The 23,821-nt window shown below is 66.0% G+C and carries 27 protein-coding genes and 1 other RNA gene; 5 read left to right on the forward strand and 23 right to left on the reverse strand.

Annotated features, from left to right (window positions below; translation table 11 throughout):
• Window positions 1-80: 80 nt before the first annotated feature.
• The 3 genes from BMY71_RS00440 to ssrS all read right to left on the reverse strand — a co-directional run bounded on the left by BMY71_RS00440 (window position 81) and on the right by ssrS (window position 1,746).
• Window positions 81-905 carry a TIGR00282 family metallophosphoesterase gene (locus tag BMY71_RS00440; RefSeq protein WP_011504557.1) on the reverse strand — a complete coding sequence of 275 codons (825 nt, stop codon included), beginning with the start codon at window positions 903-905 and terminating at the stop codon, window positions 81-83.
• 2 nt (window positions 906-907) lie between these two features.
• Window positions 908-1,495 (reverse strand): 5-formyltetrahydrofolate cyclo-ligase, encoded by a 588-nt coding sequence (locus BMY71_RS00445; protein WP_011504558.1) that lies wholly within the window; start codon window positions 1,493-1,495, stop codon window positions 908-910.
• A 91-nt stretch (window positions 1,496-1,586) separates the two neighbouring features.
• A non-coding RNA gene (ssrS, locus tag BMY71_RS00450) (6S RNA) lies at window positions 1,587-1,746 on the reverse strand.
• Between the two features lie 169 nt (window positions 1,747-1,915).
• Here ssrS and BMY71_RS00455 point away from each other — a divergent pair.
• Complete coding sequence (locus BMY71_RS00455) at window positions 1,916-2,374, forward strand: hypothetical protein (protein ID WP_011504559.1); 459 nt, start codon at window positions 1,916-1,918, stop codon at window positions 2,372-2,374.
• Between the two features lie 14 nt (window positions 2,375-2,388).
• Here the strand turns inward: BMY71_RS00455 and BMY71_RS24715 are convergent, their stop codons facing one another.
• A complete protein-coding gene (locus BMY71_RS24715; protein WP_175557567.1) occupies window positions 2,389-2,565 on the reverse strand; it encodes a hypothetical protein in 177 nt (58 codons plus the stop codon).
• Between BMY71_RS24715 and BMY71_RS00460 the strand changes: the two genes are divergently transcribed.
• Window positions 2,557-3,201, forward strand: a complete 645-nt coding sequence (locus BMY71_RS00460; protein ID WP_139202570.1) for a recombinase RecQ — start codon at window positions 2,557-2,559, stop codon at window positions 3,199-3,201. The two genes, BMY71_RS24715 and BMY71_RS00460, sit on opposite strands and share 9 nt — an antisense overlap.
• Window positions 3,202-3,360: 159 nt before the next feature.
• On the opposite strand, the gene BMY71_RS00465 is transcribed toward BMY71_RS00460, so the two are convergent.
• The 12 genes from BMY71_RS00465 to BMY71_RS00520 form a co-directional block, all read right to left on the reverse strand.
• Window positions 3,361-3,753: a rhodanese-like domain-containing protein gene (locus tag BMY71_RS00465; protein ID WP_011504563.1), complete on the reverse strand. Its 393-nt coding sequence runs from the start codon at window positions 3,751-3,753 to the stop codon at window positions 3,361-3,363.
• Between the two features lie 23 nt (window positions 3,754-3,776).
• Complete coding sequence (locus BMY71_RS00470; RefSeq protein ID WP_092680989.1) at window positions 3,777-4,253, reverse strand: methyltransferase family protein; 477 nt, start codon at window positions 4,251-4,253, stop codon at window positions 3,777-3,779.
• Between the two features lie 93 nt (window positions 4,254-4,346).
• Window positions 4,347-4,652: a DUF3240 family protein gene (locus BMY71_RS00475; protein ID WP_092680991.1), complete on the reverse strand. Its 306-nt coding sequence runs from the start codon at window positions 4,650-4,652 to the stop codon at window positions 4,347-4,349.
• Complete coding sequence (locus BMY71_RS00480) at window positions 4,649-7,729, reverse strand: efflux RND transporter permease subunit (protein WP_092680993.1); 3,081 nt, start codon at window positions 7,727-7,729, stop codon at window positions 4,649-4,651. Before BMY71_RS00480 ends, BMY71_RS00475 begins: the two co-directional genes overlap by 4 nt.
• Window positions 7,730-8,836 (reverse strand): efflux RND transporter periplasmic adaptor subunit, encoded by a 1,107-nt coding sequence (locus BMY71_RS00485; RefSeq protein WP_041805495.1) that lies wholly within the window; start codon window positions 8,834-8,836, stop codon window positions 7,730-7,732.
• 207 nt (window positions 8,837-9,043) lie between these two features.
• Complete coding sequence (locus BMY71_RS00490; protein ID WP_092680995.1) at window positions 9,044-9,328, reverse strand: hypothetical protein; 285 nt, start codon at window positions 9,326-9,328, stop codon at window positions 9,044-9,046.
• A gap of 119 nt (window positions 9,329-9,447) precedes the next feature.
• Complete coding sequence (locus tag BMY71_RS00495; protein ID WP_092680997.1) at window positions 9,448-9,813, reverse strand: cytochrome b5 domain-containing protein; 366 nt, start codon at window positions 9,811-9,813, stop codon at window positions 9,448-9,450.
• Window positions 9,810-11,075, reverse strand: coding sequence for a ferric reductase-like transmembrane domain-containing protein (locus BMY71_RS00500; RefSeq protein ID WP_092680999.1), 1,266 nt, complete (start codon window positions 11,073-11,075; stop codon window positions 9,810-9,812). The genes BMY71_RS00495 and BMY71_RS00500 overlap by 4 nt, the downstream gene beginning before the upstream one ends.
• Before the next feature lie 4 nt (window positions 11,076-11,079).
• The gene (locus tag BMY71_RS00505; RefSeq protein WP_092681001.1) at window positions 11,080-11,409 is read right to left on the reverse strand and encodes a hypothetical protein; all 330 of its coding nucleotides are present in this window, start codon (window positions 11,407-11,409) and stop codon (window positions 11,080-11,082) included.
• Between the two features lie 249 nt (window positions 11,410-11,658).
• Window positions 11,659-12,681: a PLP-dependent cysteine synthase family protein gene (locus tag BMY71_RS00510; RefSeq protein ID WP_011504572.1), complete on the reverse strand. Its 1,023-nt coding sequence runs from the start codon at window positions 12,679-12,681 to the stop codon at window positions 11,659-11,661.
• A 9-nt stretch (window positions 12,682-12,690) separates the two neighbouring features.
• Window positions 12,691-13,677, reverse strand: coding sequence for a class I SAM-dependent methyltransferase (locus tag BMY71_RS00515; protein WP_011504573.1), 987 nt, complete (start codon window positions 13,675-13,677; stop codon window positions 12,691-12,693).
• A 3-nt stretch (window positions 13,678-13,680) separates the two neighbouring features.
• Complete coding sequence (locus BMY71_RS00520) at window positions 13,681-14,562, reverse strand: DMT family transporter (protein ID WP_092681003.1); 882 nt, start codon at window positions 14,560-14,562, stop codon at window positions 13,681-13,683.
• A gap of 159 nt (window positions 14,563-14,721) precedes the next feature.
• On the opposite strand from BMY71_RS00520, the gene BMY71_RS00525 reads away from it, so the two are divergent.
• Window positions 14,722-15,627: a LysR family transcriptional regulator gene (locus tag BMY71_RS00525; protein WP_283804804.1), complete on the forward strand. Its 906-nt coding sequence runs from the start codon at window positions 14,722-14,724 to the stop codon at window positions 15,625-15,627.
• Window positions 15,628-15,670: 43 nt separating this feature from the next.
• On the opposite strand, the gene BMY71_RS00530 is transcribed toward BMY71_RS00525, so the two are convergent.
• From BMY71_RS00530 to BMY71_RS00545, 4 genes are all read right to left on the reverse strand, one after another.
• On the reverse strand, window positions 15,671-16,291 hold the full coding sequence (locus BMY71_RS00530) for a DsbA family protein (protein ID WP_244525943.1): 621 nt from the start codon (window positions 16,289-16,291) through the stop codon (window positions 15,671-15,673).
• An 86-nt stretch (window positions 16,292-16,377) separates the two neighbouring features.
• Window positions 16,378-19,605: an efflux RND transporter permease subunit gene (locus tag BMY71_RS00535; protein ID WP_092681007.1), complete on the reverse strand. Its 3,228-nt coding sequence runs from the start codon at window positions 19,603-19,605 to the stop codon at window positions 16,378-16,380.
• Window positions 19,602-20,603 carry an efflux RND transporter periplasmic adaptor subunit gene (locus BMY71_RS00540; protein ID WP_092681009.1) on the reverse strand — a complete coding sequence of 334 codons (1,002 nt, stop codon included), beginning with the start codon at window positions 20,601-20,603 and terminating at the stop codon, window positions 19,602-19,604. The genes BMY71_RS00535 and BMY71_RS00540 overlap by 4 nt, the downstream gene beginning before the upstream one ends.
• 1 nt (window position 20,604) lies before the next feature.
• The gene (locus tag BMY71_RS00545; protein ID WP_011504579.1) at window positions 20,605-20,925 is read right to left on the reverse strand and encodes an ArsR/SmtB family transcription factor; all 321 of its coding nucleotides are present in this window, start codon (window positions 20,923-20,925) and stop codon (window positions 20,605-20,607) included.
• 108 nt (window positions 20,926-21,033) lie between these two features.
• On the opposite strand from BMY71_RS00545, the gene BMY71_RS00550 reads away from it, so the two are divergent.
• On the forward strand, window positions 21,034-21,237 hold the full coding sequence (locus BMY71_RS00550; RefSeq protein ID WP_011504580.1) for a YgaP family membrane protein: 204 nt from the start codon (window positions 21,034-21,036) through the stop codon (window positions 21,235-21,237).
• Window positions 21,238-21,431: 194 nt separating this feature from the next.
• Here BMY71_RS00550 and BMY71_RS00555 read toward each other — a convergent pair whose 3' ends face one another.
• From BMY71_RS00555 to BMY71_RS00565, 3 genes are all read right to left on the reverse strand, one after another.
• Complete coding sequence (locus tag BMY71_RS00555) at window positions 21,432-21,824, reverse strand: NifB/NifX family molybdenum-iron cluster-binding protein (protein ID WP_041805498.1); 393 nt, start codon at window positions 21,822-21,824, stop codon at window positions 21,432-21,434.
• 165 nt (window positions 21,825-21,989) lie between these two features.
• On the reverse strand, window positions 21,990-22,523 hold the full coding sequence (gene petA, locus BMY71_RS00560; RefSeq protein ID WP_011504582.1) for a ubiquinol-cytochrome c reductase iron-sulfur subunit: 534 nt from the start codon (window positions 22,521-22,523) through the stop codon (window positions 21,990-21,992).
• An 82-nt stretch (window positions 22,524-22,605) separates the two neighbouring features.
• On the reverse strand, window positions 22,606-23,199 hold the full coding sequence (locus tag BMY71_RS00565; protein WP_011504583.1) for a PadR family transcriptional regulator: 594 nt from the start codon (window positions 23,197-23,199) through the stop codon (window positions 22,606-22,608).
• Window positions 23,200-23,601: 402 nt separating this feature from the next.
• Between BMY71_RS00565 and BMY71_RS00570 the strand changes: the two genes are divergently transcribed.
• Window positions 23,602-23,802 carry a hypothetical protein gene (locus BMY71_RS00570; protein WP_011504584.1) on the forward strand — a complete coding sequence of 67 codons (201 nt, stop codon included), beginning with the start codon at window positions 23,602-23,604 and terminating at the stop codon, window positions 23,800-23,802.
• Window positions 23,803-23,821: the final 19 nt, after the last annotated feature.

Here is a 23,821-nt window from a genome sequence, read left to right on the forward strand (position 1 = left end):
ATTCCGGGTTCGCGCTTCGCGCGCCCCGGAATGACGGACGAAAGGCTGGAACCGACACAGCGCGCGCAGCGCAGCCCCGACTAACTCACCCAGAACGCCGGTACCGCCGGCTCCAGCCGTCCGCCGATCCGCACCGGGGCGATCCGGATCGCGAGGCCGGTGCTGTCGTCGGTCTCGACCGCGACGCCGCTCAAAGTGGCGACCCCATTGGCCGGCTCGAAACGGCTCGAGGCGATGCCGGTGGTGAAGCGCTGCAGCGGCTCGTCCTTGTGCATGCCGATCACCGAATCATAGTCGCCGGTCATGCCGGCGTCGGTCATGTAGGCGGTGCCGCCGGGCAGGATTTGATGATCGGCGGTGGGCACATGGGTATGGGTGCCGACCACCAGGCTGACCTTGCCGTCGCAGAAATAACCCATGCCCTGCTTCTCGCTCGACGCCTCGCCGTGAAAATCCAGCACGACGGCGTCGGCGGCTTCGCGCAGCGGGCAGGCGTCGAGTTCGCGCGCGACCGCGGCGAACGGATCGTTCAGCGGCTCCATGAAGACGCGGCCCATCGCGTTGATCACCAGCACCCGCGCGCCCTTGCGGGTTTCGACCAAAGCGGCGCCGCGCCCCGGCGTGTGGCGCGGGAAATTCGCCGGCCGGATCAGACGCGGCGCGCGTTCGATGAACACCAGCGCCTCCTTCTGATTCCAGGCGTGGTTGCCGAGCGTCACCGCATCGGCGCCGGCGTCGATGAAATCATGGTAGATCGCCTCGGTGATGCCGAAGCCTCCGGCGGCGTTCTCGCCATTGATGATGGTGCAGTCGACCTGCCAGTCGCGGATCGCCGCGGGCAGATGGTCGGTGATCGCGGTTCGGCCGGATTTGCCGACCACGTCGCCGATGAACAGAATGCGCAAGCCTATCGACTCCGGAAAATGAGCGTCTCTCGCTCGGTTATCACATAATCCAGCGCCACGTCGTGGGCGGCGGCGGGGACGACCTCGATTTGCTGCACGGCAAAAGCCAGCCCCGCGGCGATGATGCGCCGCGATGCGCGCAGCGCCGCGAGCGTGCAATCATAGTAGCCGGCGCCGTAGCCGATGCGATGGCCGAGCGTGTCGAACGCCGCCAGCGGCACGAGAACGATGTCCGGGACGATTTCGGCCGCGCCCTGCGGCGGCTCGAGAATGCCGAGCGGGCTGCGGGCCAGCGCCTCGGCTTCCGACCAGGCGCGAAACAGCAGCGGCCGGCCCTGCCCGGTCACCACCGGCAGCGCCAGTCTGGCGCCACGCGCCGACAGCGCGTGCATCAGGGGAAACGGGTCGATTTCACCGCGGATCGGGGCATAGCCGGCGACGATCGCATCCTGCGGCACCGCAAACGGCAGCGCACGGGCGGCGATCGCGGCGGCGGCGGCGGACCGCGCCTCGTCCGGCAAAGCGAGCCGCCGCGCCAATGCGGCCGCGCGCTGCTCGGTTTTGGATGCGGCTTCGGACAGCTCGGACATCCCCGCTTATAGGCAGAGGCGGCCGGCCGGAAAAGCCGAAGACACTGGCGGAAAAGCGAAAGTGAGCCGGAAACGGCAGGAAACAGAAAAGTGCGAAGCCACGATGACCGTTGAAGCGCTCGATCCCGGAGTTCCCTACGAAAGTAGGTGGGCACCATGTGACCGGGTCCACGGACCCGGCCAGGGACAGTTCCCTTAAGGATCGATAAGGCCCCGGGGATTATGGCTCCTGACGCGAAACGCAGCCTCGCCGACCCAATGTAGCGATCATACCGCCGCTCCGCCAGCCTCGGCTTGCGCGTTTTGGTTGCGACGACACGAACACCTGACGCAGGATGGCGTTTTCCGCTATTGAGAGCTTCCGTCCCACGATCGCCATCAAATCGCGCGATCCGGAACGTACGATCAAACTGGATCATCATGGCCGCCAAGCCCAGCACCACGATTGCCCGCCGAGCCCGAACCAGGGCCGAGGCCGATTTCGCCACCTGGTTGATGATGGCGAAGCTCGGCAGCTTCGACACCCTGCCGGAGAACGCGCAGAAGGTGCTGAACGGCTATCGCGAGCGGCTCGACCGCATGAGCGAGATCGAATCCAAGACGATCGCGGTGCGCGAGACCTACCAGGCCTATTACAGCGACATGGGCGGCGCCGGCGACGCGCCGGAGCCCGAGCCGCGCACGCCGTCGGCCGAACATGGCGATATGGCGGTCGACAATGTGGTGCGGTTCCAGAAGCCGCCGAAGCCGCAGCCCGCCCGCTCCGCCGATCGCGGCGCCCGCCCGACAGCGCCAGGCGGCCGCAAGCCGATCCCCGCGCTGCTGATCTTCGCGGCGCTGGTCGCCGTGGTGGTGGCCTGGAAGTTCCTGACGCGCTGAGCCCACCGCTCCGCTTACATCCGCCGCGTCAGGTCGCGCGGGCGGCGCGTCGTCACGATTCGCGGGCGGCGTGACCGCAGCCCGCCGAGCGGGCGGAGCAGCAGCACGAATCCGGCGACGGTGCAGCCGACCAGAGCGACAACCATCCACACGGGCAGAGCGGCCTGGAACAAAGTGATGATGTGAGACATCTGCTGATACCTCGTTTATCGAGGTCAAAAGCCGGCCGACGAAATGGTTCCAGCTACGACGCCATCAGCTGGGGTGATCGAAACATCGCAGGAGGATTTGCAGTGGATGACGAGACCCGGCGCGGCGCGCCGCCGAGCGACGGCCATGCGCCGACGAAGCCCGCTCGACCGACCCCCCAATCGCCGCTGGTCGACAGCCTGATCGATCTGGTGATCGACGGGGCGGCGGCGATCACCAAGGCGGCCGCCAAGCGGGCGGCGCGCAGCCTGACCGGCAGCCCGGCCCGAAAACGCACGGCCGCCAAGGCCGGCCTGCTCGACGCGCCCAAGAAAGCCTCGAAGAAGAAGAAGGCCGCAGCAAAGCCGGCAGGGGCCGACGGAGCCAAGACGAAGAAAGCCAAGACCGGTGCGGCCAGGAAAAAGACCGCGAAGCTGAGCAAAGCCTCGACTGCGAAGGCCGAGACCTCCAAATCGAGGACGCCCCCGTCGAAGGCTTCCAAGTCGACGGCCTCGAAGCCGAAGGCACCCAAGGCTGGCAAGTCCAAGACTTCCAAGTCCAAGACTTCCAAGTCAAAGACTTCAAAATCGAAGACGATAAAGTCAAAGAAGGCATCAAAGTCGAAGAGCCGCCGCTGAGCGCAGAGCCGTGGCGGTCGACGTGGCGCGAGCCGGAGTGATTACCACCGCCGGGACGATGGATTCCGGGTCCGCGCCCGGAGGGGCGCATCCCGGAATGACGAATGGCGGGTGAGCGAAGGACCGCTCACGAAGCGATACGCGCGAAGCGCCTGCTCCTTACATGCCGCGGTCGATCGGCTTGTCGACGGCGCCGCCACTCTCGACCCAGTCCTTGAACGCGCCGAGATTGTAGACCTCGGTATAGCCGAGATCCTTCAGCGCCTTGCCGGCCAGGGCCGAGCGGCCGCCGGAGGCGCAGTACACGACGATCGGCTTGTCTGTGGCGAGGCGCTTGTCGTGGAACGGCGAGTCCGGATCGGCGCGGAATTCCAGCATCCCCCGCGAAACGTGCAGCGCGCCCTCGACCTTGCCGGTGTTCTCGACTTCCGGCGCGTCGCGCACGTCGATCACCACCGCGCCCTTGCCCATCATCTCGCGCGCCTGCTCCACGGTGACGCGCGGCACGAGCGCATTGGCGGCGTCGATCAATTGCTTGACGTTGGTGGTCATTCAACTCTCCTTTGCAAGAATGCTCAGCGGATCAGCCAGCGCGGCGTCTGCGCGGCGTATTCGATCCAGTCGTTGCCGAACCGGATCGCGAGGTGGCGTTCCTCGCGGCGGATCGCGAGGCGATCGACCGCGAGCGCCGAGAGCAGCGCGAACACGATGAACCAGGCATTGCCGAAGGCGAGCCCGATCCCGGCCAGCAGCCATGTGTTGGCGAGATAGATCGGATTGCGGCTGAAGCCGAACGGCCCCCAGGTCACCAACCGGTCGGCGGCGCGATGCGGCAGGATGTTGGTCTTGGCGCTGCGCATCGTCAGGATCGCCCAGACATCGAGCGCGAGCCCGAGCAACGCCAAAGCTCCGCCGAGCAGCGACACCCAGCGCGCCGACGGCGCGGGAAGCGGCGCGAGCCAGCCGAGCCCGATCGAAGCCAGCGCAGCGATGCCGAGCAGCATCGGCGGCCACGGCAGCACGTTCGGTCGGGTCTTGTCGGAAACGCTCATCGTCGCGCCCGCTTTAAATTCGTGGATAGGAATGTTTCTATCTTGATTGCGAGCGAACGCCAAGTTGCGCCCGACGATCGCGCGCCGCAGCCTTCACAGCGTCCCGGACGCCGTCGCCGCCATCATGCGCCAGATCACGCCGCTGCGGGAGAATTCCTCGCTGAGCGCAGCGAGCAGGCTGCGCGCGTCGGCTTCCGATACGGTGAGCGCGATCTCGACGGCCAGCGCATGGCCGCGAACCTGCTCGACCACGCTGTCGCAATCGGCGCTGTTGCCATAGCCCTCGATCTCGCGCGCGATGAAGCCGGCCTGCGCGGTCTGCGGGTGGGCGAGCATCGCCGCGACCAGTTCCTCTTTCACCGCTGTCGGCGCGATCAGGGTCAGCACCACGAGGCTCATGCCTTTTTCTCCGCGGCGATGCCGAAGCGGCGATACAGCACCGGCAGGATCACCAGCGTCAGCAGCGTCGACGAAACCAGGCCGCCGATCACCACCACCGCCAGCGGCCGCTGCACGTCGGCGCCGGGGCCGGTGGCGTAGAGCAACGGCACCAGGCCGAACGCGGTGATGCTGGCGGTGAGCAGGATCGGCCGCAACCGCCGCTGCGAGCCGAGCATCACGATCTCGTCGGGCGGCAGGCCCTGATTGCGCAGGGTGTTGAAATACGTCACCAGCACCAGGCCGTTCAGCACCGCGATGCCGAGCAGCGCGATGAAGCCGACCGACGCCGGCACCGAGAGATATTCGCCGGAGATCAGCAGACTGAAGACACCCCCGACCAAGGCGAACGGAATGTTGATCAGGACCAGCAACGATTGGCGCAGCGACACGAAGGTCGTGAACAGCAGCAGAAACACCAGCGCCAGCGCGATCGGCACGACGATGCCGAGCCGCGCCGCGGCGCGCTGCTGGTTCTCGAACTGGCCGCCCCAGACGATGCTGTAGCCTTCCGGCAGCTTGACGCGCTCGGCGACCGCGCGCTTGGCCTCGTCGACGAAGCCGACCAGATCGCGGCCCGAGACGTTGCTCATCACCAGCGCGAGGCGGCGGCCGTTTTCACGATCGATCTTCACCGGTCCGTCGATCCGCTCGAGCCGCGCGACGTTGGTGAGCGGCACCGACTTGCCGTCGGCGAGCACGAGGCTGAGGCCGGCGAGGCGCGCCGGCGACTCGCGCAGGGAATCGGGGCCGCGGATCGAGATCGGCGTGCGGCGGCCCTCCTCGACGACGATGCCGGCGGGTTCGCCGTCGATCTGGGTCCGCAACGCCGCGGTGAGCTGATCGACGTCGAGCCCGAGCCGGCCGGCCTGCAGCCGGTCGATCTTGACGCTGTAATACTCGAAGCCCTTGTTCAGCGTGGTGCGGACGTCCTCGGCGCCCTTCAGCGTCTTCAACGTCGCGGTGATCTGTTCGGCGAGGCTGTTCAGCGTGGCGATGTCGGTGCCGAAGATCTTCGCCACCACATCACCGCGCGCGCCGATGATCATCTCCTGCACGCGCATTTCGATCGGCTGGGTGAAGCTGAAGCCGATGCCGGGGAATTCGCCGAGCGCCTTGCGGATCTCGCCCATCAGCCATTCCTTGTCGTCGGGCTTACGCCATTCCGACGGCGGCTTCAGGATCACGTAAGTGTCGGTCTGGTTGAGGCCCATCGGATCGAGGCCGATTTCGTCGGAGCCGACGCGGGCGACAATGCTCTGAACCTCGGGAACCGCCGCCATCACCGCCTTCTGAATCTTCAGGTCGAGATTGACGCTTTCCTCCAGGCTGATCGAGGGCAGCTTCTCGACGCTGACGATCGGCGTGCCCTCCTCCATCGTCGGCATGAAGATCTTGCCGATCTGGCCGTAGGCGAACCCGGTCGCGACCAGCGCCAGCACCGAGACCGCGAGCACCGTCTTTTCGCGGCGCAGCGCGAAGCGCAGCACCGGCGTGTAGGCCGCGCCGATCTTGCGCACCAGCCAGGTGTCTTGATGCCCGGAGGTGCGCAGCAGCAGCGAGGCCAGCACCGGGATCACCGTCAGCGCCAGCAGCAGCGACGAACCGAGCGCGAACACGATCGCCAGCGCCACCGGGATGAACAGCTTGCCTTCGAGCCCCTGCAGCGTCAGCAGCGGCAGGAACACGATGACGATGATGACGATGCCGGAGGTGACCGGCACCACCACTTCGCGCAACGCCTGATAGATCCGGTGCAGCAGCGGCACACGCGCGGCGTGGCGGTCGTGCGCAAGATGCGAGATGATGTTCTCGACCACCACCACCGCGGCATCGATCAGCATACCGATCGCCACCGCGAGACCGCCGAGGCTCATCAGATTGGCTGACATCCCCGCCCAGCGCATCAGCACGAAGGTGGCGAGCGCCGACAGCGGCAGCGTCAGCGCCACCACCAGCGCGGCGCGCCAATCGCCGAGGAACAGGATCAGCAGCACGATCACCAGCACGGTGGCTTCGATCAGCGACTTCGACACCGTGCCGATGGCGCGGCCGACCAGATCGCCGCGATCGTAGAACACTTTGAGCGTCACGCCCTTCGGCAGCGTCGGCTCGAGCTCCTTGAACTTGGCGCGGACGCCCTCGACCACGTCGCGGGCATTGGCGCCGCGCAGCCCGAGCACCAGACCCTGCACCGCCTCACCCTGGCCGTCGCGGGTGACCGCGCCGGAGCGGGTGATGCTGCCGATCCGGACCTGCGCGACGTCGCGCACCCGCACCATGCCGCCGTCACGCGAGGCGAGCACGATGTTGCGCAAATCGTCGAGGGTGCGGACCTGGCCGTCGACGCGCACCAGCAGCACCTCTTCGCCGGCGGAGAGCCGGCCGGCGCCGCCATTGCGGTTGTTGGCCTTGATCGCTTTCTCCAGCACGTCGATCGAGATCCCGCGCGAGGCCATCGCCAGATTGTCGGGGACGATTTCGAAGCTGCGGACATAGCCGCCGAGCGAGTTCACATCGGCGACGCCGGGCAGCGTGCGCAGCGCCGGCCGGATCGTCCAGTCGAGCAGCGTGCGGCGCTCGGCGAGCGTCAGGTCGCCGCCCTCGATGGTGAACATGAACATCTCGCCGAGCGGCGTGGTGATCGGCGCGAGTCCGCCGGTCAGCCCGTCCGGCATGTCCTTCATCGCGGAGGCGAGACGTTCGGCGACCTGGTTGCGCGCCCAATAAATGTCGACGCCGTCGGAAAAATCGATCGTGACGTCGGCGAGGCCGTATTTGGTGGTCGAGCGCAGAATAGTTTTGTTGGGGATGCCGAGCATTTCGAGCTCGAGCGGCATCGTCACCCGGCTCTCGACCTCTTCAGGCGTCATGCCCGGCGCCTTCATGATGATCTTGACCTGCACCGGCGAGACGTCCGGGAAGGCATCGATCGGCAGCCCGCGCACGGCGTACACGCCGGAGCCGATCAGCAGCAGGGTGGCCAGCACCACCAGCAGGCGATGCGCAAGCGAGAACTCGACCAGGCGCGCGAGCATTTACTCGACCCCGCCGAGTCCCTGCCACGCGCCCTTGAGCGCCGCGACGCCGCGCACCGCGATGCGCTCATCGCCGCGAAAACTGCCGCTGACCACGGCGAATTGCGGCAGTTCCTCGCGCACCTTCACCGGGGTGGCGACAAAGCCGCCGCTGGTCTGCACGAACACAAAGGCGTCGCTCCCCCGCCGCACCATGGCGCCGGAGCGCACCCGCCATTCGGCCTTGCCGCTGGTCGATGGCGCGATCCGCGCCTCGACCATCTGGCCGGGCCGCAAATCAGGGTCCGGATCGTCGAACTCGGCGCGGACGATCACGGTTTGCGAGGTCGCCTCGACGCTGCTGCCGATCGACACGACGCGGCCGACGCAATCATGGCCGTTCAACGTGACGCGGGCGCCGACCGCAAAATCCTCGGCACGCAGCGCAGGGACCTGCACTTCCACCCACAACGGCGCGAGCTGCGCCAGCCTGAACACCGGGGCGAGCGCCTCGATGGTCTGGCCCGGCATCGTGGTGCTCTCGAGAACGACACCGTCGATCGGCGAGATCAGCGTCAGCTTCGGATCGAGCACCTGGCTGGTGGTCAGCTTCTCGATCTGCGGCTCGGTCATGCCGACATGCGACAGCGCCTGGCGGCGCTCGGCGACGGTGGCGCGGGCCTGATCGTATTCGTTCTGGGTGATGATGACCTGCTTCTTCGGCACTGCGCCGTAGGGAGCGAGCTGCTGCTCGCGGTCGAGATTGGTGCGCAGCAGCCGTTCCTTGTTGTAGGCGACGAGATACTCGGCCTGGGCGTGTGCCAGCGCCGGGCTCTGCAGCTCGGCGAGCACGTCGCCGACCTTGATCGCGGTGTCGGTGCGGACCAGCAGGCGCTCGATCCGGCCGCCGAGCTGCGCGTTCATCAGCCGGGTGCGATCGGGCGGCACGGTGATCTTGCCGGGAAAGCTGAGGCCCATCGCGGCCGGCTGCTGCTCCAGCGGCGAGGTTTCGATTCCGACGCGCTCAGCCTGCACTTGCGAGATGGCAAGTTCATCGCTCGCGCGCGCGACGCCGCAGGCGAGCAGCGCAGCGAGACATGCGGTTGTGATGGTTAATTGGCGGAGCATTGGCTTCTTGGACTTCGCTGGTCTTGGCGCCTTCGCTGATCTTGGCGACTTCGCTGGTCTTTGCCGACCTGACAGTCGATGGCGCGCAGGCCCCCCGCAGCCGTTGCGACCGACGCTGTGATAGGCACCAGCGCCTGACAGAATGCTGACACCGAGCAGCCACCGCAACATAGCGCAAATGCAACGATGCATGGCCTGTTTTAGTTGCTATCTATTCTCATCTTGCAACGAAGCCGCCGGTCCATCACAGCACCCGCGTTTCGTTCGGCCCGCAATCTCGACCGGCGCGATGCTGCCCTCGGACAACAGCCTGATGTCGCGGGCATGAACCTGCAGCACGCGGCGATAACTGCCGCCTGCGCCGGCGACGTAGACTTCGTGCAGGCAGCCGCTGGCATCACATTGCGCCGCCTTGTTGTGGCAGCGGAAATCGTCGTCGTGCAGCGTAATGAAGCGCGCCCGGCACGGTGAGATACAGCGCAATTGCTGCAACGCGGCGATCGGCGCGCCGCACGCAGCCTCCGCAGAGCCTGAGCGCCGATCTCCGGCGGCAGGCTGTCGCGATGCGCGCGACTTCGTCGGAGGATGATTCAGGTCAACCGTTGCCCCTGCTAACCGCCGGGGAGAAAGCGACCGATCCTGTATTTCGGCAGCATCGCGTCGGCTTCGCCGGTATGTGCGCGCCCCTTGGTCTTGGTGTTGTAGGCATCGCTCGCCTCCCTGCCGCACCATGGCTCGATGATCGTCGGCCGCGACGGGTGGTCAGGCAAATAGGAGGTGAGATCGTAAACGCCACCCCGGATCGCCATCCAGCAATCATCGGGTTTCGCATGGCTGGCCAACTCGGCCGCAGTGATCTCACGCTCGGCCGCAACCGCGGGCTGCTGGGCGACCGGCGTCAACGCGCTGCCAGCCCAGAAGCCGATGACGATGACCCAGAATGTCGCGGTGGACGCCAAGAATAGCTTGCGCATCATCTGAACTCGAAGTTCTCGAAGTGAATATGCTGCGCGGCAACGCCGCGCGCGCTCAACACCTGCTTCAGCGCGCCGACCAGACCCGGCGGCTCACACAGATAGCATTCGACGCCTGACAATTCCCGGGCATCGGGGAGTAAACCTTCGATGTCAGGGAGTTCGTCGCCCGTCACGATGGTTTGCAGCGTCAGGTTCGGGTCGGTCGCAGCGATCTGACGCAATTCCCGCAGATAGGTCGCGTCATCCTCGCGGCGGTAGAGATACAGCAGCCGCGCCGGATGGCGCAGCCTGCCGTCGTTCAGCAACGCGACGAACGGGGTGACGCCGATGCCGCCCGCGATCCACAATTGCGGCGCGCCGCTCACCTCGCTGAGGAAGCTGCCGAAGCCGCCGATCACGCGCGCCGCAACGCCGGGCTCGATCGACAGCATCCGCGAGGTGCAATCGCCGAGCGCCTTCACCGCGAGATGCAGCGCACCGTCGCCATCGATCGAACTGATGGTGAAGGGATGGAATTCGCCGCAGCCGCGATAGACCGGACCATTCCTGAACGCCACCAGCACGAACTGCCCGGTGCTCAATGTGACGGGATCGGCGAGCGGCCGCAGCACGATCTCGACGGAACGCGCGGTCAGCTTGCGCGCCGTCGCGACGATATAGGGCCGCGCCCCGAGACCGAGATCGCCGCGCAGAAGCCGCCAGCCCAGGATAGCCGCCGCGATCGCCAGGATCGGCAGCACCGGCTCGTCGATGCCGAGCAGGATCAGATGCACGAGGCCGATCACGACGCCGATGCCGAGCAGGGCGTGCAGCCAGCGCCATGCGCCGTAGCGGATCGAGGGGGCGAAAGTGGCGGCGAGGCCGATCATCAGCAACAGCAGGCCGAGCCAGCCCGACCACACCGGCCAGCTTTCCTCGACCGGCGACAGCGTGTGCCAGGCGAGAACCCACGACGTCTGCCAGTTGCCTGCAGCGAGCGCCAGCGGATGCAGCAGCAGAAAAACATAGGCCGCAACACCGGTGACGTGATGCCAGCGATACATTCGCTCGAGGCCACCGAGCCAATTCGCGAGCCGCGGCTCGCGCAGCATCAGCAGCAGGCTCACCAGCAGCAGGCCACAACCCAACCAGCCGGTAACGATGCCTGCGGCCCGCAACGGCGCGAGCCCATGGGGAAACGCCCACACCACAAAGCCAAGCGGCACCGCAATCGTGAGCAGCGGAACCGACCAGACACGAAAGCCTGCCCCGTATGCGGCCACCGGCTCAATCCTGCTCAGGCTGCGCGTCGCGCTTCAGACGCCAGCAGAAGCCCTCCCGATCATCGAAAAGCTTGAGCCCGCGCTCACGCGCGCGCTGCTCCATCAGCTCGTGATGCTGCTTGCGATAGGCTTTGCACGTATCATAGTCGGTGAAGCTGCGCACCCGCGCCTGGTGATCGATACGTTCCTGCTGCGACATCAACTGCCAGCCGCGGGTGTTGTCCTCATCGGCGCGCCATGGCGATGCGCGTGCGCGATCCGGGATGGTTTGAAGCGCAAGCGCAGCGCTGCCGAGCAGCACCGCTGCGCTGAAAACCAGGTTTCTGCGCAGCATGATCGTCGTCCTGCCATTTCGATGTGATCGGCAGCTTAGAGTCAGGCGGCATCACAGTCATGACGTAGATCAATAGTCAGAGAGGCTCGCCGACTGAACACAATCGTGGGGCGGGTTACGGCAAGCGACGCACCTTTGCTCAGCTCCTTTGCGGCGCGCCCGTCTGATCGCCTGCCTGGACAAGCGCGACATCGCGCAGGCCCATCACACCGCGGCGCTTGCCCGATCCGGGCCGTCGCTGCGATCGGATCAGGCGTCGCTCGGCGCCGGACTGCGCATCGACACCGTTGCGCTGCTGCCGTCCGCGAACCGTTGTTCCGCAAGCCAATCCGCGTTGTAAATCTTGGAAACGTACTTCGCTCCGCTGTCCGGAAGAACGGTCACAATGACCGCCGGCGGCTTCAGCGCCTTCGCAACTTCGATGCAGCCCCAGATATTGGCTCCTGAACTGCCGCCGCACAGCAAGCCTTCTTTCCGCGCAAGCTCGTGGCACATTTGAATGGCGTTACGATCGTTGAAGCGAATTACATTGGTGAGAACCGAGAAATCCATGCACTTGGCGAGATGGTCCTCACCGACACCCTCGACGTGGTAGGCCGCGATTTCGCGCGGATCCACGACGCCTTCGTGAAAGTATTTGTGATAGATCGAGCCGACGGGGTCGAGCAGAACGACGTGGATGTCGGGGTTCTTCGAGCGTAGATAGCCGCCGATACCGGAAATCGTTCCCCCGGTGCTGCCCGACGAAACGAAGGCCGTGATCCGGCCGCCGAGCGCTTCCCATATTTCCGGCCCGGTGGTGTGGAAATGCGCCTCGGCGTTCAGCGGATTGTCGTACTGGTTCAGCATGAACGAGCCGGGTATCTCGCGGTGAAGCCGTCGAGCCGTCTCGACGTAGTGCTCCGGTGAATCCGGTCGAACCGCCGTCGGGCAAACGATTGTCTGTGCGCCCATCGCGCGCAGGACGTTTTGTTTCTCCTGGCTCACCTTGTCCGGCATCGTCAGGATCGCCCGATATCCGCGTTCGGCCGCGAACATGGCGATCGCCGCGCCGGTGTTTCCGGACGTATTCTCCACAATCGTCGCACCGGGCTGCAGCGCCCCGACACGCTCGGCATGGTCGAGAATGTATTTGACCATGCGGTCCTTGATGCTGCCGCCAGGATTGAGGAACTCCAGCTTCGCGAATACCCGGATGCCATCCGGGATATCCAACTTGGTGATCTCGACCAGCGGGGTCGCGCCGACGGCGTTACCGACGTGCAATCTCATGGCGCGTCCTCACAGCTTTTGCGATTCGAGGACGAAGACGGTGTGGCCGATCTCGACGCCGTCGAGGTGCGCCTGCAACGCCTGCTCTGCCGAAAGGGCATCAGGCTGCAACGCCCTCTCGATCTCGATCGCCTGCGCGGCGGCCGCGACCGCTGACATCGGAGAGAGCGTTCGCTCCAGCACCGCTCTTGGATAAAAGCGGAATGGGCCCAACCCCTCGCGCTCCCACCGGGCGTAGCCGCCGATGACGTCCTCGGGTTCGGACTGAATCTTCCAGGCCAAGACCAGAATGTGGCTTGCATAGCCGGTCTCGCGCCCGAGCCGCAGAATGACCTCGACCGGGATCCGACCACCGATGGACGACAGGACGCGGCCCCCGGGCCGCAACATCGGATAGGCTTGCCGGAGCGCGAGATAATGGAGCGCGATCAAATGCTGGCGGACGAAATCGGGCAGTCCTTCCTTGCGGTCGGCGATGAACGTCGAGCTCGCCTGACCTTCGGCAAGATCATCGTCGCTGCCGAGCGGAATATTCGGAAGGTTTTCGTAGATCAGATCGAGCGCCGATCGAGTTTCCTTGAGGGGGTCGAGCAAATCGCCGACGCCGGCAAATACCGCCGGCTGCGGCGGGAGAACATTCATCAGAATGTTCTGGCGCGCCTGCTGCACGACGTCTTCGTGCAGGTCGGTGACGAAGACGTTTCTGACGCGGAGGATCTCGATGGCGGCGAGCGCGTCCAGTCCGGCCCCGGTGCCGATGGTGCAGAAATCCTCCACCTTCACTCCCATTTCCGCAAGTGCACGGAACGCGGGAGCGGCGACGCGTGCGACCCAGTCGCTGTGCGGATCGGATGCTTTCGGCAGATAGCTCTGCTCGGTCAAACCCAACCGAGCCTGCTGACGAACCCGTGTGACGCCCTCGAGGCCGAAGAAGGCGGCGGCATCGATGGTGACGCCTGGAATATCGATCTGTTTGGAAATTGCATTGACGCTCATGGGCTAACCTCCGACCTTACGACTGAAAAGTTGTTGTTGATTGGCGACGACCAGGCCGATGGCGATCAAGGTCGCCCCGGCGAAATCAGTGGCGCGCAACGGCGCGCCGAGCACGAGATGGGCGAGCAGCGCGCCGCTGAACGGATTGAGCAGGTGATAGGTCGACGCTGTCGCGGCGCCGCTCTTGCGGATCAGCAGCAACCACAGCGCCATGCCGCCGATGGTGACGACGACGACCAAATGAGCGAGGGCCAGCAACGACGACGGCGATGGCGACCCGATCGGCTGGCCCCACAACAGCGCGACCGGAAGCAGCACCACCGCGCCTGCCACCGACTGCCAGAAATTCACCTGCAACAGCGGCAACCGGCCCGCCGACTTGCGGAACAACACGGTCGCCGCCGCGAACGCGATCATTCCGCCGATGGCCAGCGACAGACCGCCGAGGTCCGGCACGTCGGCGCCTACCACCCCCGAAACCATCACCACGCCGGCGAAGGCAAGCACGGCGCCCGCAACCGACATCGCCCGGATGCGCTCGAGGCCGAACGCAGCCGACAACAATGTGGTGACGAACGGCGCGCAGCTCACCACGACGATCACCACCTCCGGACGGACCGTCCGCAGCGCGGCAAAGCTCAGGCCGAGATAGATCGCATTGTTCAACACCCCGAGGCCGAGGCCGTGACCGACGACATCGGCGGTGAAGGTGGGCGCTGAAGTCAACAGGCAGAGTGGCAACAGCAGCAGCGCGCTCGCGGCGAAGCGAATCGTCAGCAGCGTGGTGGGATCGAAATCGCGCAATGCAACCGCTCCGGCGACAAAGGCGGAACTCCAGATCATGCTGAAGACGATGACCAGGCCGGCGAACATGAAACGGGGCATGTCGTCTCCCTACGAACGACGCGATTGTCGCAGGGGGGCTGCCGGCTGGAAAATGAATCATTAAAGTGGCGTAATAAGACAAACTGCTTTTGCGGGGAGGCGACGTTGGGACGAGAACGACGACCGGCGTTGGGTGACCGTCGGATAACGCTCGAACATTTGCGCGCGTTTGTGTCCGTCGCCGAAGGCGGCGGCTTCCAGCAGGCCGGGCTGGAATTGCATCGAAGCCAGTCGGCGATCACACAGAGCCTGAAACGACTCGAGGAGATCATCGAATGCCGCCTGGTCGAGCGCTGCCAGGGACACATTGTCGGCCTCACCAGCGACGGACGCCGTTTCCTGCCGTCTGCGGTCGAAATCCTGGCGCGGACCAATGAAGCGGTCAGCGCCATGGTACAGCCGCAGATCTCCGGCCGGATCACCCTGGGCGTGCCCGACGACTTCAGAATCATGGATCTGCACGGCGCGATCTCGCGTTGCGCGGCGCTGAACCGCGGTCTGCGGATCGAGACGGTGTCGGCGCTGTCCTCGGCCCTCGTCAGCGGGGTGCAGAAGGGCGATCTCGATCTCGCGATCTTCAAGCAGATCGACGGGCAGCGGACCGCCACGCCGGGCCGGTCGTCGCTGTTGCTGCGCACCGAGCCGCTGCTGTGGGTCGCCAATGCGCGCAGCCGGTTCGACTCGATCGCGGAGCTGCCGCTGGTCGTGTTCCCGCCGGGCTGCTGCTACCGCGAGGCTGCGCTGGTCGCGCTCGCGGCGAAAGCCAAGCCCAGCTATCCGGCCTATGTCAGCGCATCCTACGAGAACGTCCGCGCGGCGATCTCGGCCGGACTGGGCGTCGGCATTCTCCCCGACAGCGCCGTCGGCGCCGATCACATCGTGCTACGAGAGGCGGACGGTTTCCCGCGCCTGCCTCGCGTCAATCTGACGATGATCGAGGCATCGGGGCGGAAGGCGGTCAGGCAGTTCCGCGACTTCCTGCGCGCTACCGTCGGTCGGACCTCCGCGCGCGCAGACACGATCGCGCTCGACCACGCCGGATCGCGAATGACGGCGGCGGAATGACGACGGTGGCGCGGCGACGCGCCACGCACGCGGTCGGCGGCGGTTACTTCTTTTGCGCTGCGGCGCGGGCGTCCTTGATCGCCTGCTTGAACATCGCGACGTCGAGCACGCCCGGCACCCGGAAACGGCCGATGATGAAAGCCGGCGTTCCCTGAAAGCCGAACGCCTTCGCCTGCGCGTCATTGCGCGCGAGGGTCGCCTCGATCGCGGCGCGGTTGGTCTCGAGATCCTTGGTGGCGCGCGCGACGTCGACGCCACCCGCGCCGAGAATTTCGCCGATGCCGGACTCGGTCAGTTTCGAGCTGGTGCGGATCAGCGCGTTGTGGGCTTCGAGATATTTGCCCTGATATTTCGAGGCCAACACCATCTTCGCCGCATCGACCGAGATGCCGCCGAAGATCGGCCAGTCCTTGAAAACCATGCGGACCTTGCCGTCTTCCTGCACGACCCGCATCAGGTCGGGGTGGACCTTCTTGCAGTACGAGCAGCGGAAGTCGGAATACTCGACGATGGTGATGTCGCCATCGGGATTGCCGGCGACAGGGATCTCGGGATCGCGCAACACCGATTCGGTCGACAGCACGTTGTCGTCCGGAGCAGACGCGGCCGGCGCCGCCCACGCCCGCGAAGCGGCCAGCGCCGGCGCGAGCGACAGGGCCGTCATCAGGGCCGATCGTCGGGTGATCATTATCGGTTCCAATCGTTGGTTTCGCGATTGGCCCTTGTGCCCCGGATCGGCCGGCGATGCTATCACTTTGCCGTCAAATTCGGCGGCGGCTTCGGCGTATTGTCGCGCAGCACGATGTAGATCGCCGGGATCACCAGCACGGTCAGCAGCGTCGACGAGGCGAGTCCGAACAGCAGCGAGATCGCCAGCCCCTGAAAGATCGGATCGAGCAGGATCGTCGCCGCGCCGATCATCGCCGCCAGCGCGGTGAGCAGGATCGGCTTGAAGCGCACGGCGCCGGCCCGCAGCACCACCTCGCGCAGCGTCTTGCTCTCGCCGCCGGAGTGGCGGATGAAATCGACCAGCAGGATCGAGTTGCGCACGATGATGCCGGCGAGCGCGATGAAGCCGATCATCGAGGTGGCGCTGAACGGCGCGCCGAACAGCCAGTGGCCGATCAGGATGCCGATCAGCGTCAGCGGGATCGGCGTCAGGATCACCAGCGGCAGCTTGAAGCTCCTGAACTGCGCCACCACCAGCACGTAGATGCCGAGGATCGCCGCGCCGAACGCCGCGCCCATGTCGCGGAACGTCACCCAGGTGATCTCCCATTCGCCGTCCCACAGCAGCGTCGGGCGCGACTCGTCGGTCGGCTGGCCGTGCAGGCTGATCGCCGGCTTCGGCAGCTTGCCCCAGTCGTGCGCCTCGATCCGCTTGTCGACCTCGAGCATCCCGTAGAGCGGCGCCTCGAACTTGCCGGCGAGTTCGGCCATCACCATGTCGGCGAAGCGGCCGTCGCGGCGGAAGATCATCGGCGAGCCGACCTCGCGGGTCGCCTTCACCAACTGCCCCAGCTCCACCACCGTCTTGCTGCCGGGCAGCGTGTTGGCCGGCACCGGCGTCGAGGCCAGCGCCTCGTTCCAGGCGAGATCGTGCTTCGGCAGGCCGACATGGATGGCGATCGGATTGCGGCCCTCGCCGCGATGCGAGTAGCCGACCGACACGCCGCCGAACAGCGTCTGGATGGTGTCGTAGACGTCCTTCTGTTCGACGCCGAAGAACTCCAGCCGATCCTGATCGATCGACAGCCGCAGCCGCGGCCGCTTCTCGCCGATCGAATCGTCGACGTCGACGATGAACGGCACGTCCTTGAAGATCTTCTTCACCTCGGCGGTCACCGCGCGGCGGGTCTCGGCGTCGGGGCCGTAGATTTCCGCGAGCAGCGTCGACAGCACCGGCGGGCCGGGCGGCACCTCGACCACCTTGACGCTGGCGCCGGCGGGAATGGCGAGCGCCTTCAACCGCTCGCGCAGATCGAGCGCGATCGCGTGGCTGGCGCGCGACCGGTCGCCGCGCGCGGCGAGATTGACCTGCAGCTCGCCGAGCTCCGGCCGCTCGCGCAAGTAATAATGCCGGACCAGGCCGTTGAAGTTGAACGGCGCCGGCGTGCCGGCATAGCTCTGCACCGAAGTGATCTCCGGCAGGCCGCGGGCGATGTCGGCGGCGGCGAACAGCGTGCGCTCGGTGTCCTCCAGCGTCGCGCCTTCCGGCAGATCGACGATCACCGCGATCTCGCTCTTGTTGTCGAACGGCAGCAGCTTCACCGTCACCGACTTGGTGTAGAACAGCACCATCGACAGCAGCGTGGCGACACCGACGCCGAGCAGGAAGATCCACGACGCGCGCTTGCTGGCGACGATCGGCGACGCCATGCGGCGATACAGCCGGCCGAGCCGGCCCTCGTCATGCGCGTCATGCGCCGCGACCGCAGCGCCCTGCTTCGGCGCCAGCCGCAGCATCAGCCAAGGCGCCACCACCATCGCGACGAAGAACGAGAACAGCATCGCCGCCGAGGCGTTGGCCGGGATCGGCGCCATATAGGGCCCCATCAGCCCGGACACGAACAGCATCGGCAACAGCGCCGCGACCACGGTGAGCGTCGCGATCACGGTCGGATTGCCGACCTCGGCCACCGCCTCGATGGTGGCCTGCAGCCGCGGCCGGCCGTCCTTCATCCCCCAGTGCCGGGCGATGTTCTCGACCACCACGATGGCGTCGTCGACCAGGATGCCGATGGAGAAAATCAGCGCGAACAGGCTGACGCGGTTGATGGTGTAGCCCATCAGATTGGCGGCGAACAAGGTCAGCAGGATGGTGGTCGGGATCACCACCGCGGTGACCACCGCTTCGCGCCAGCCGATCGCGATCGCGATCAGCACCACGATCGAGATCGTGGCGATGCCGAGATGCAGCAACAATTCGTTGGCCTTCTCGTTGGCGGTGTCGCCATAGTCGCGGGTGACGGTGACGACGACGTCGTCGGGAAGAAGCGTGCCCTTCAGGCCGGCAAGCCGGTGCTCGATCTCCTGCGACACCACCACGGCGTTGGCGCCGGCGCGCTTGGCGAGCGCGACGCTGACCGCGGGCACGCGGGTCCAGTCGCCGCCGCCGCTGCGGGCGTCGTTCCACACCCGATGCTCGGCCGCGTTCGGGCCGATGATCACCGCGGCGACGTCCTTGACGTAGACCGGGCGATTGTCGCGGGTCGAAATCAGCAGCAGGCCGATGTCGGGAATGCCCATCAGCGTCTGCCCGGCCGAGACGCTGCGCATCGCGCCGCCGTCGCGCACCTGCCCGGCCAGGAACGAGCGGTTGGCGTCCTTCACCTTGGCGACGAGCTGTTGCAGCGTCACGCCGTACAGCGACAGCTTCTCCGGATCGGGCTCGACCCGGATCTGCTGCGCGCCGCCGCCTGCGATGTAGGTGAGGCCGATGCTGTCGACCTTCATCAGCTCGGAGCGCAGCTTGTCGGCGAGTTCGTAAAGGTCCTTGTCGGTCCAGCGGCTGGCTGCTTCCGGCTTCGGCGACAGCGTCAGGATCGCGACGGCGACATCGTTGATGCCGCGGCCGACGATCAGCGGCTCGGGAATGCCGACCGGAATCCGGTCGAAATTGGCGCGGATTTTCTCGTGCACCCGCAGGATGGCGTCCTCGGACTTGGTGCCGACCAGGAAGCGGGCGGTGACCAACACCCGATCGTCTTCGGTCTGGCTGTAGACGTGCTCGACGCCGTCGATGCCCTTGACGATCGCCTCGAGCGGCTTGGTCACCAGCTCGACCGCGTCGGGGCCGTGCAGGCCGTCGGCGTTGATGCGGATGTCGACCATCGGCACGCTGATCTGCGGCTCCTCCTCGCGCGGGATCGCGGCGAGCGCGATCAGCCCGACGACCAGCGACGCCAGCAGGAACAGCGGCGTCAGCGGCGACTGGATGCTGGCCTTAGTCAGGCCACCTGAAATTCCGAGCTTCACGGTTGCACCAGCCTGTCGCCATTGCGCAGGCCCGACAGGATTTCGAGGCCGTCGGGCATGTCGGGAGAGGGATGTTCACGGCCGCGCTGCACCGGCACCGCGATCGCCTTGCCGGGTTCGCCGAGCCGGACATAGTCGATGCCGAATTCGGTCCTGACGTAGCGCGACGGAATGACGAAGGCGGGACGTTCGCCGCCGGCGATCCACACCCGCAGCCGGTCGCCGACGAAATACTGGCCCAGCCCCTCGACGGTGGCGTCGGCGACGACGCGGCCGTCCTCGATCAGCGGATAGACCAGATCGATGGTGCCGAACTTCGCCGCCAGGTCGCCGACCTCGGCGCCGTCGATCCGCAGCCTGTCGCCCTGCTTGAGCAAGCGCGCATGGCGCTCCGGCACCCGCAACCGCAGTTTGTAGTGCTGTTGCGCCACGGAGACCACCGGATCGCCCGGCAACACCACCGAGCCGACCGTCACCATCTTCTTCAGCACCCGGCCGTCATCGGGCGCCAGCACCTGGCCTTCCTTGAACTGCTGCTGCACCACCGCGCGCTCGGCGGTCTTGGCGCGCAGCCCGTTCTCGGCGACGTTGAGCGCGGTGCGGGCCTCGTCGAGCTTGACGCGCGGCAGCGTACCGCGTTCGACCAGGCCGTTGATGCGGTCGAAGTCGATCTGCGCCTGCCCGGCTTGGGCCTGCAGCGCCTCGATCTGGGCGTCGAGCGAGCGCATCTGCAGCGCCAGCTTGTCGTCGCCGATGGTCGCGATCTCCTGGCCGCGGCTGACGCTGTCGCCTTCGCGCACCTTCAGCGTGATCACCGTGCCGCCGATCCGCGCGCGGGCCGGCACGACGCTGACGCTCTCGACGGTGGCGAACACCGCCTTCTCGTCGGCGATGGTCCGCGCCGCCACCGCCAGGCTGTCCGCCGGCGCCTGTGTCGCCGCAACGCCGAGCAGGATCGCGGCCAATGCGCCGCTCATGGTCCAATCACGCATCTGCATGTCACGCCCTCGTCGATTTGGTTGCGGCGTTACCGCCGGGCTGAACCGGACAATACACCCGATACAGCGTGGTCAGGATTTCGCGCGCCGGCTCGCTCGCGATCGAATAATAGACCGTCTGGGCGTCGCGCCGGGCCGAAACCAGCCCGTCCCTGCGCAGCAACGCCAGGTGTTGCGACACGGTCGAGTCGCGCAAACCCAGCATCTCGGCGAGTTCGCCGACGGCGCGCTCGCCGCCGATCAACTGACACACGATCAACAGCCGATGCCGGTTCGACAGCGCCTTCAGCAGTTCGCTGGCGCGGTCGGCGGCGGCCTCCATGAGTTCGACCTGTATTTTCATAGTTGCATATATACGAACATTCAAATATATCGTCAATGGCGATTTCGCGTGGGCCAACGGCGCCCGCACAACCACAGGAGATACAAGATGAATATCGATCAGACCGTGCTCGCCTTCGCCGGCACCGTGGTGCTGGTCAGCCTCGCGCTCGGCTGGCTGGTCAGCCCGTATTGGTTGCTGCTGACGGCGTTCGCCGGCTTCAACATGATCCAGGCATCGTTCACCGGCTTCTGTCCGGCGGCGATCGTGTTCAAGAAGCTCGGCGTGAAGAGCGGTAACGCGTTTTCGTGAGGCCCGCGCTGGAACGGATACCCCTCATGGCGAGGAGGCGCGGAGCGCCGTCTCGAATCATGAGCTGTTCTGCGGTGCCGTGGAGCCGGCGCGCGGCATCCTTCGAGACGACCGGTCGCGCTCTGTGAGCGAGACCGGTCTCCTCAAGATGTGGTCGTGCTGGTTGATAAATGCGAGATGTTTGAGAGACGGGTTCAGCCCGCCGCCCGTCCGCAACTGCAATTGCAGCCGCCCTCTTCTTCCGCTTCGTCATCGTGCGGCGCGGCCGGGGCGAGTGAACCGGCGAGATAGGCCTGCACGGCGGCAACCGGATCGGTCTCGGCGGTGGTGATGGCGCAGACGTCGCGCGAAGCCATCCGGCTGATGAAGCCGGGACCGGCGCTGCCCGCGATCACCACATCGACGACGTCGAGCGGGTGCGGGCCCTGCTCGCTGAATTCGTGAATCGACTGCTCCTTCGGCAGATCGAGACGCTGGATCTCTTGCGGCGCACGGCCCGGCGCGGCATCGAACACCAGGAAGCGGCGGGTCTTGCCGGCATGGCCGGTGATGGTGCGGAAGTTCTGGCTGGCGACAGCGATCAGCATTGGGGGATTCTTTCGGCTGTGAGTGAAACGGGAAACGGCGCGCGTCATCACACGACCGCGCGATGTGACACGCGCGGCGGCGGGCGATCACGCAGCACGGCGACCGCGCGGAAGCGCGGCGCCAGATCAGGTCCAATCAGTTCAGTTCGGACGTGACGTGTGGGCTCAGGTTTCGCCGATCAGGATCTTGTCGTCGGCGGTGAATTTGTACGGCACCAAAGCCAGATTGAGCGGCGCCGGCCCGAGCCGGATACGTCCCGACGAATCGTATTGCGAGCCGTGGCACTGGCAGAACCAGCCGTCGTAATTGCCCTGATGCTCGGTCGGGATGCAGCCGAGATGGGTGCAGATCGCCGACACTACCAGCCACTGTTCGTGGCCGGGCTTGACCCGAGCCGAGTCCGGCTGCGGATCGCGCATGCTCTTCCAGTCCGCGGTCTGCGCCGATTCGACTTCCTTCGGCGTGCGGTGATTGATGAAGATCGGCTGGCCGCGCCAGAACACCTTGATCACCTGACCTTCGGCGAGCGGCGCGAGATCGACTTCAAGCGGGAAGCCGGCGGCGACCGTCGCGGCGTCGGGGTTGAGCTGCGACACGAATGGCCAGACCACCGCGGCGGTGCCGACCGCGGCGAGCGCGCCGGTGGCCAGATACAACACGTCGCGCCGACTGGGCTGCTCGGAAGTAATTGCGGTCATATTCGTCTCCTGAATCTCGGCAGCCCCGGAAAGCAATCCGGGGGCGCGGCCGAATGTCCTGCGGGTCCGCCCGCTGTCGTCTCTAAACCCTGCGAAGCTCGCCCGCCGCGCGCGCGAGGATCGCGACGAGTTCGGCTTCGTTGTCCACGTCCTTGGCGACCTGACGGATCGCCGCTTCGCGTAGATTGTCGAGCGCGGCGCGCAGCAGCGGCGGCAGATCGCCGCCGTCCGCGCCGCCGGCATGATTGTTCTGCTGGCGCATCATCTCGCCGAACGTTGCCAGTCGCTCGAACACCGCGTCAGCGAGCGCGCGGTTGCCAGCGAGTTGATCGCGGCCGTCGTCGGTGATGACGTAGAGCTTCTTGGCGCCTTCCGGCTGTGCAACGACATGGCCCATCTCCTCGAGATAGGTCAGCGTCGGATAAACCACGCCCGGGCTTGGCGCATACCAGCCCGCAGTCCTTTCCTCGATCACCTTGATGATGTCGTAGCCATGCCGCGGCTGCTCGGCGATCAGCGCCAGCGCGATCAGCTTGAGATCGCCCTGCGCCAGCATCCGGCCGGCGCGGGTCATCTCGCCGCCGCCGAGGCCGCGCCCGCCGAGGCCGCGTCGACTCCAGCGACAGCCTGGCGTGCCGAAGCCGCAGCGCCGCGCGCTATTGTCGATGCCGTCCATGCCGGAACCTCTCAAAGATATATCTTGCGTACTGCCGCCGCGGCAGACTGTAAAGATATATCTTTCTCGGACGAGCGCCGCTGCGTCAAAAAGAGGCAGTGCGGTATAATGGTAGATAAATTAGGTGTTTTCAGTGGCTTACGGATTTGCGATTGATGCAGATCAAACGCACGAGCACTCAGAGACATATCGTTGAAGCGGCTCGAAGGGCTGCCCGGCACCAGATTCGGTGGAGGACGGCGCTGCACTCGCACCTGGAGCATCTTCAGTTCTGATCGAACCAGAACCGAGGCTCCAAATCTTTGTTTTGATGGGTTTTCTTCAGGCGAACCGTCCCCCCTTCGCTCGAAAACGCCCTAACGGTCGAAGGTCGCACAGTCAGGCCGACGGCAGGAGAAAGACATGTTCAAGATTGCAGTCCTGCTCTGGATCATCGGCGGCGCCACGCTCGCGGGAATGATGGTGATCGCCGTGCTGGCGGTGCCGAGCCTGTCCGAGCAGGCGATGATGTGGATTCCGCGGGCCGTCGCCGGTGGCTTCGTTCTGGCGATCCCGGTGTCGTTCCTGGTCGCGCGGATGATCGCGAACCCATCCACCCGCTGATCCGGCATCAGCGCTTCGC

Source organism: Rhodopseudomonas pseudopalustris, assembly GCF_900110435.1.
Taxonomy (GTDB): Bacteria; Pseudomonadota; Alphaproteobacteria; order Rhizobiales; family Xanthobacteraceae; genus Rhodopseudomonas; species Rhodopseudomonas pseudopalustris.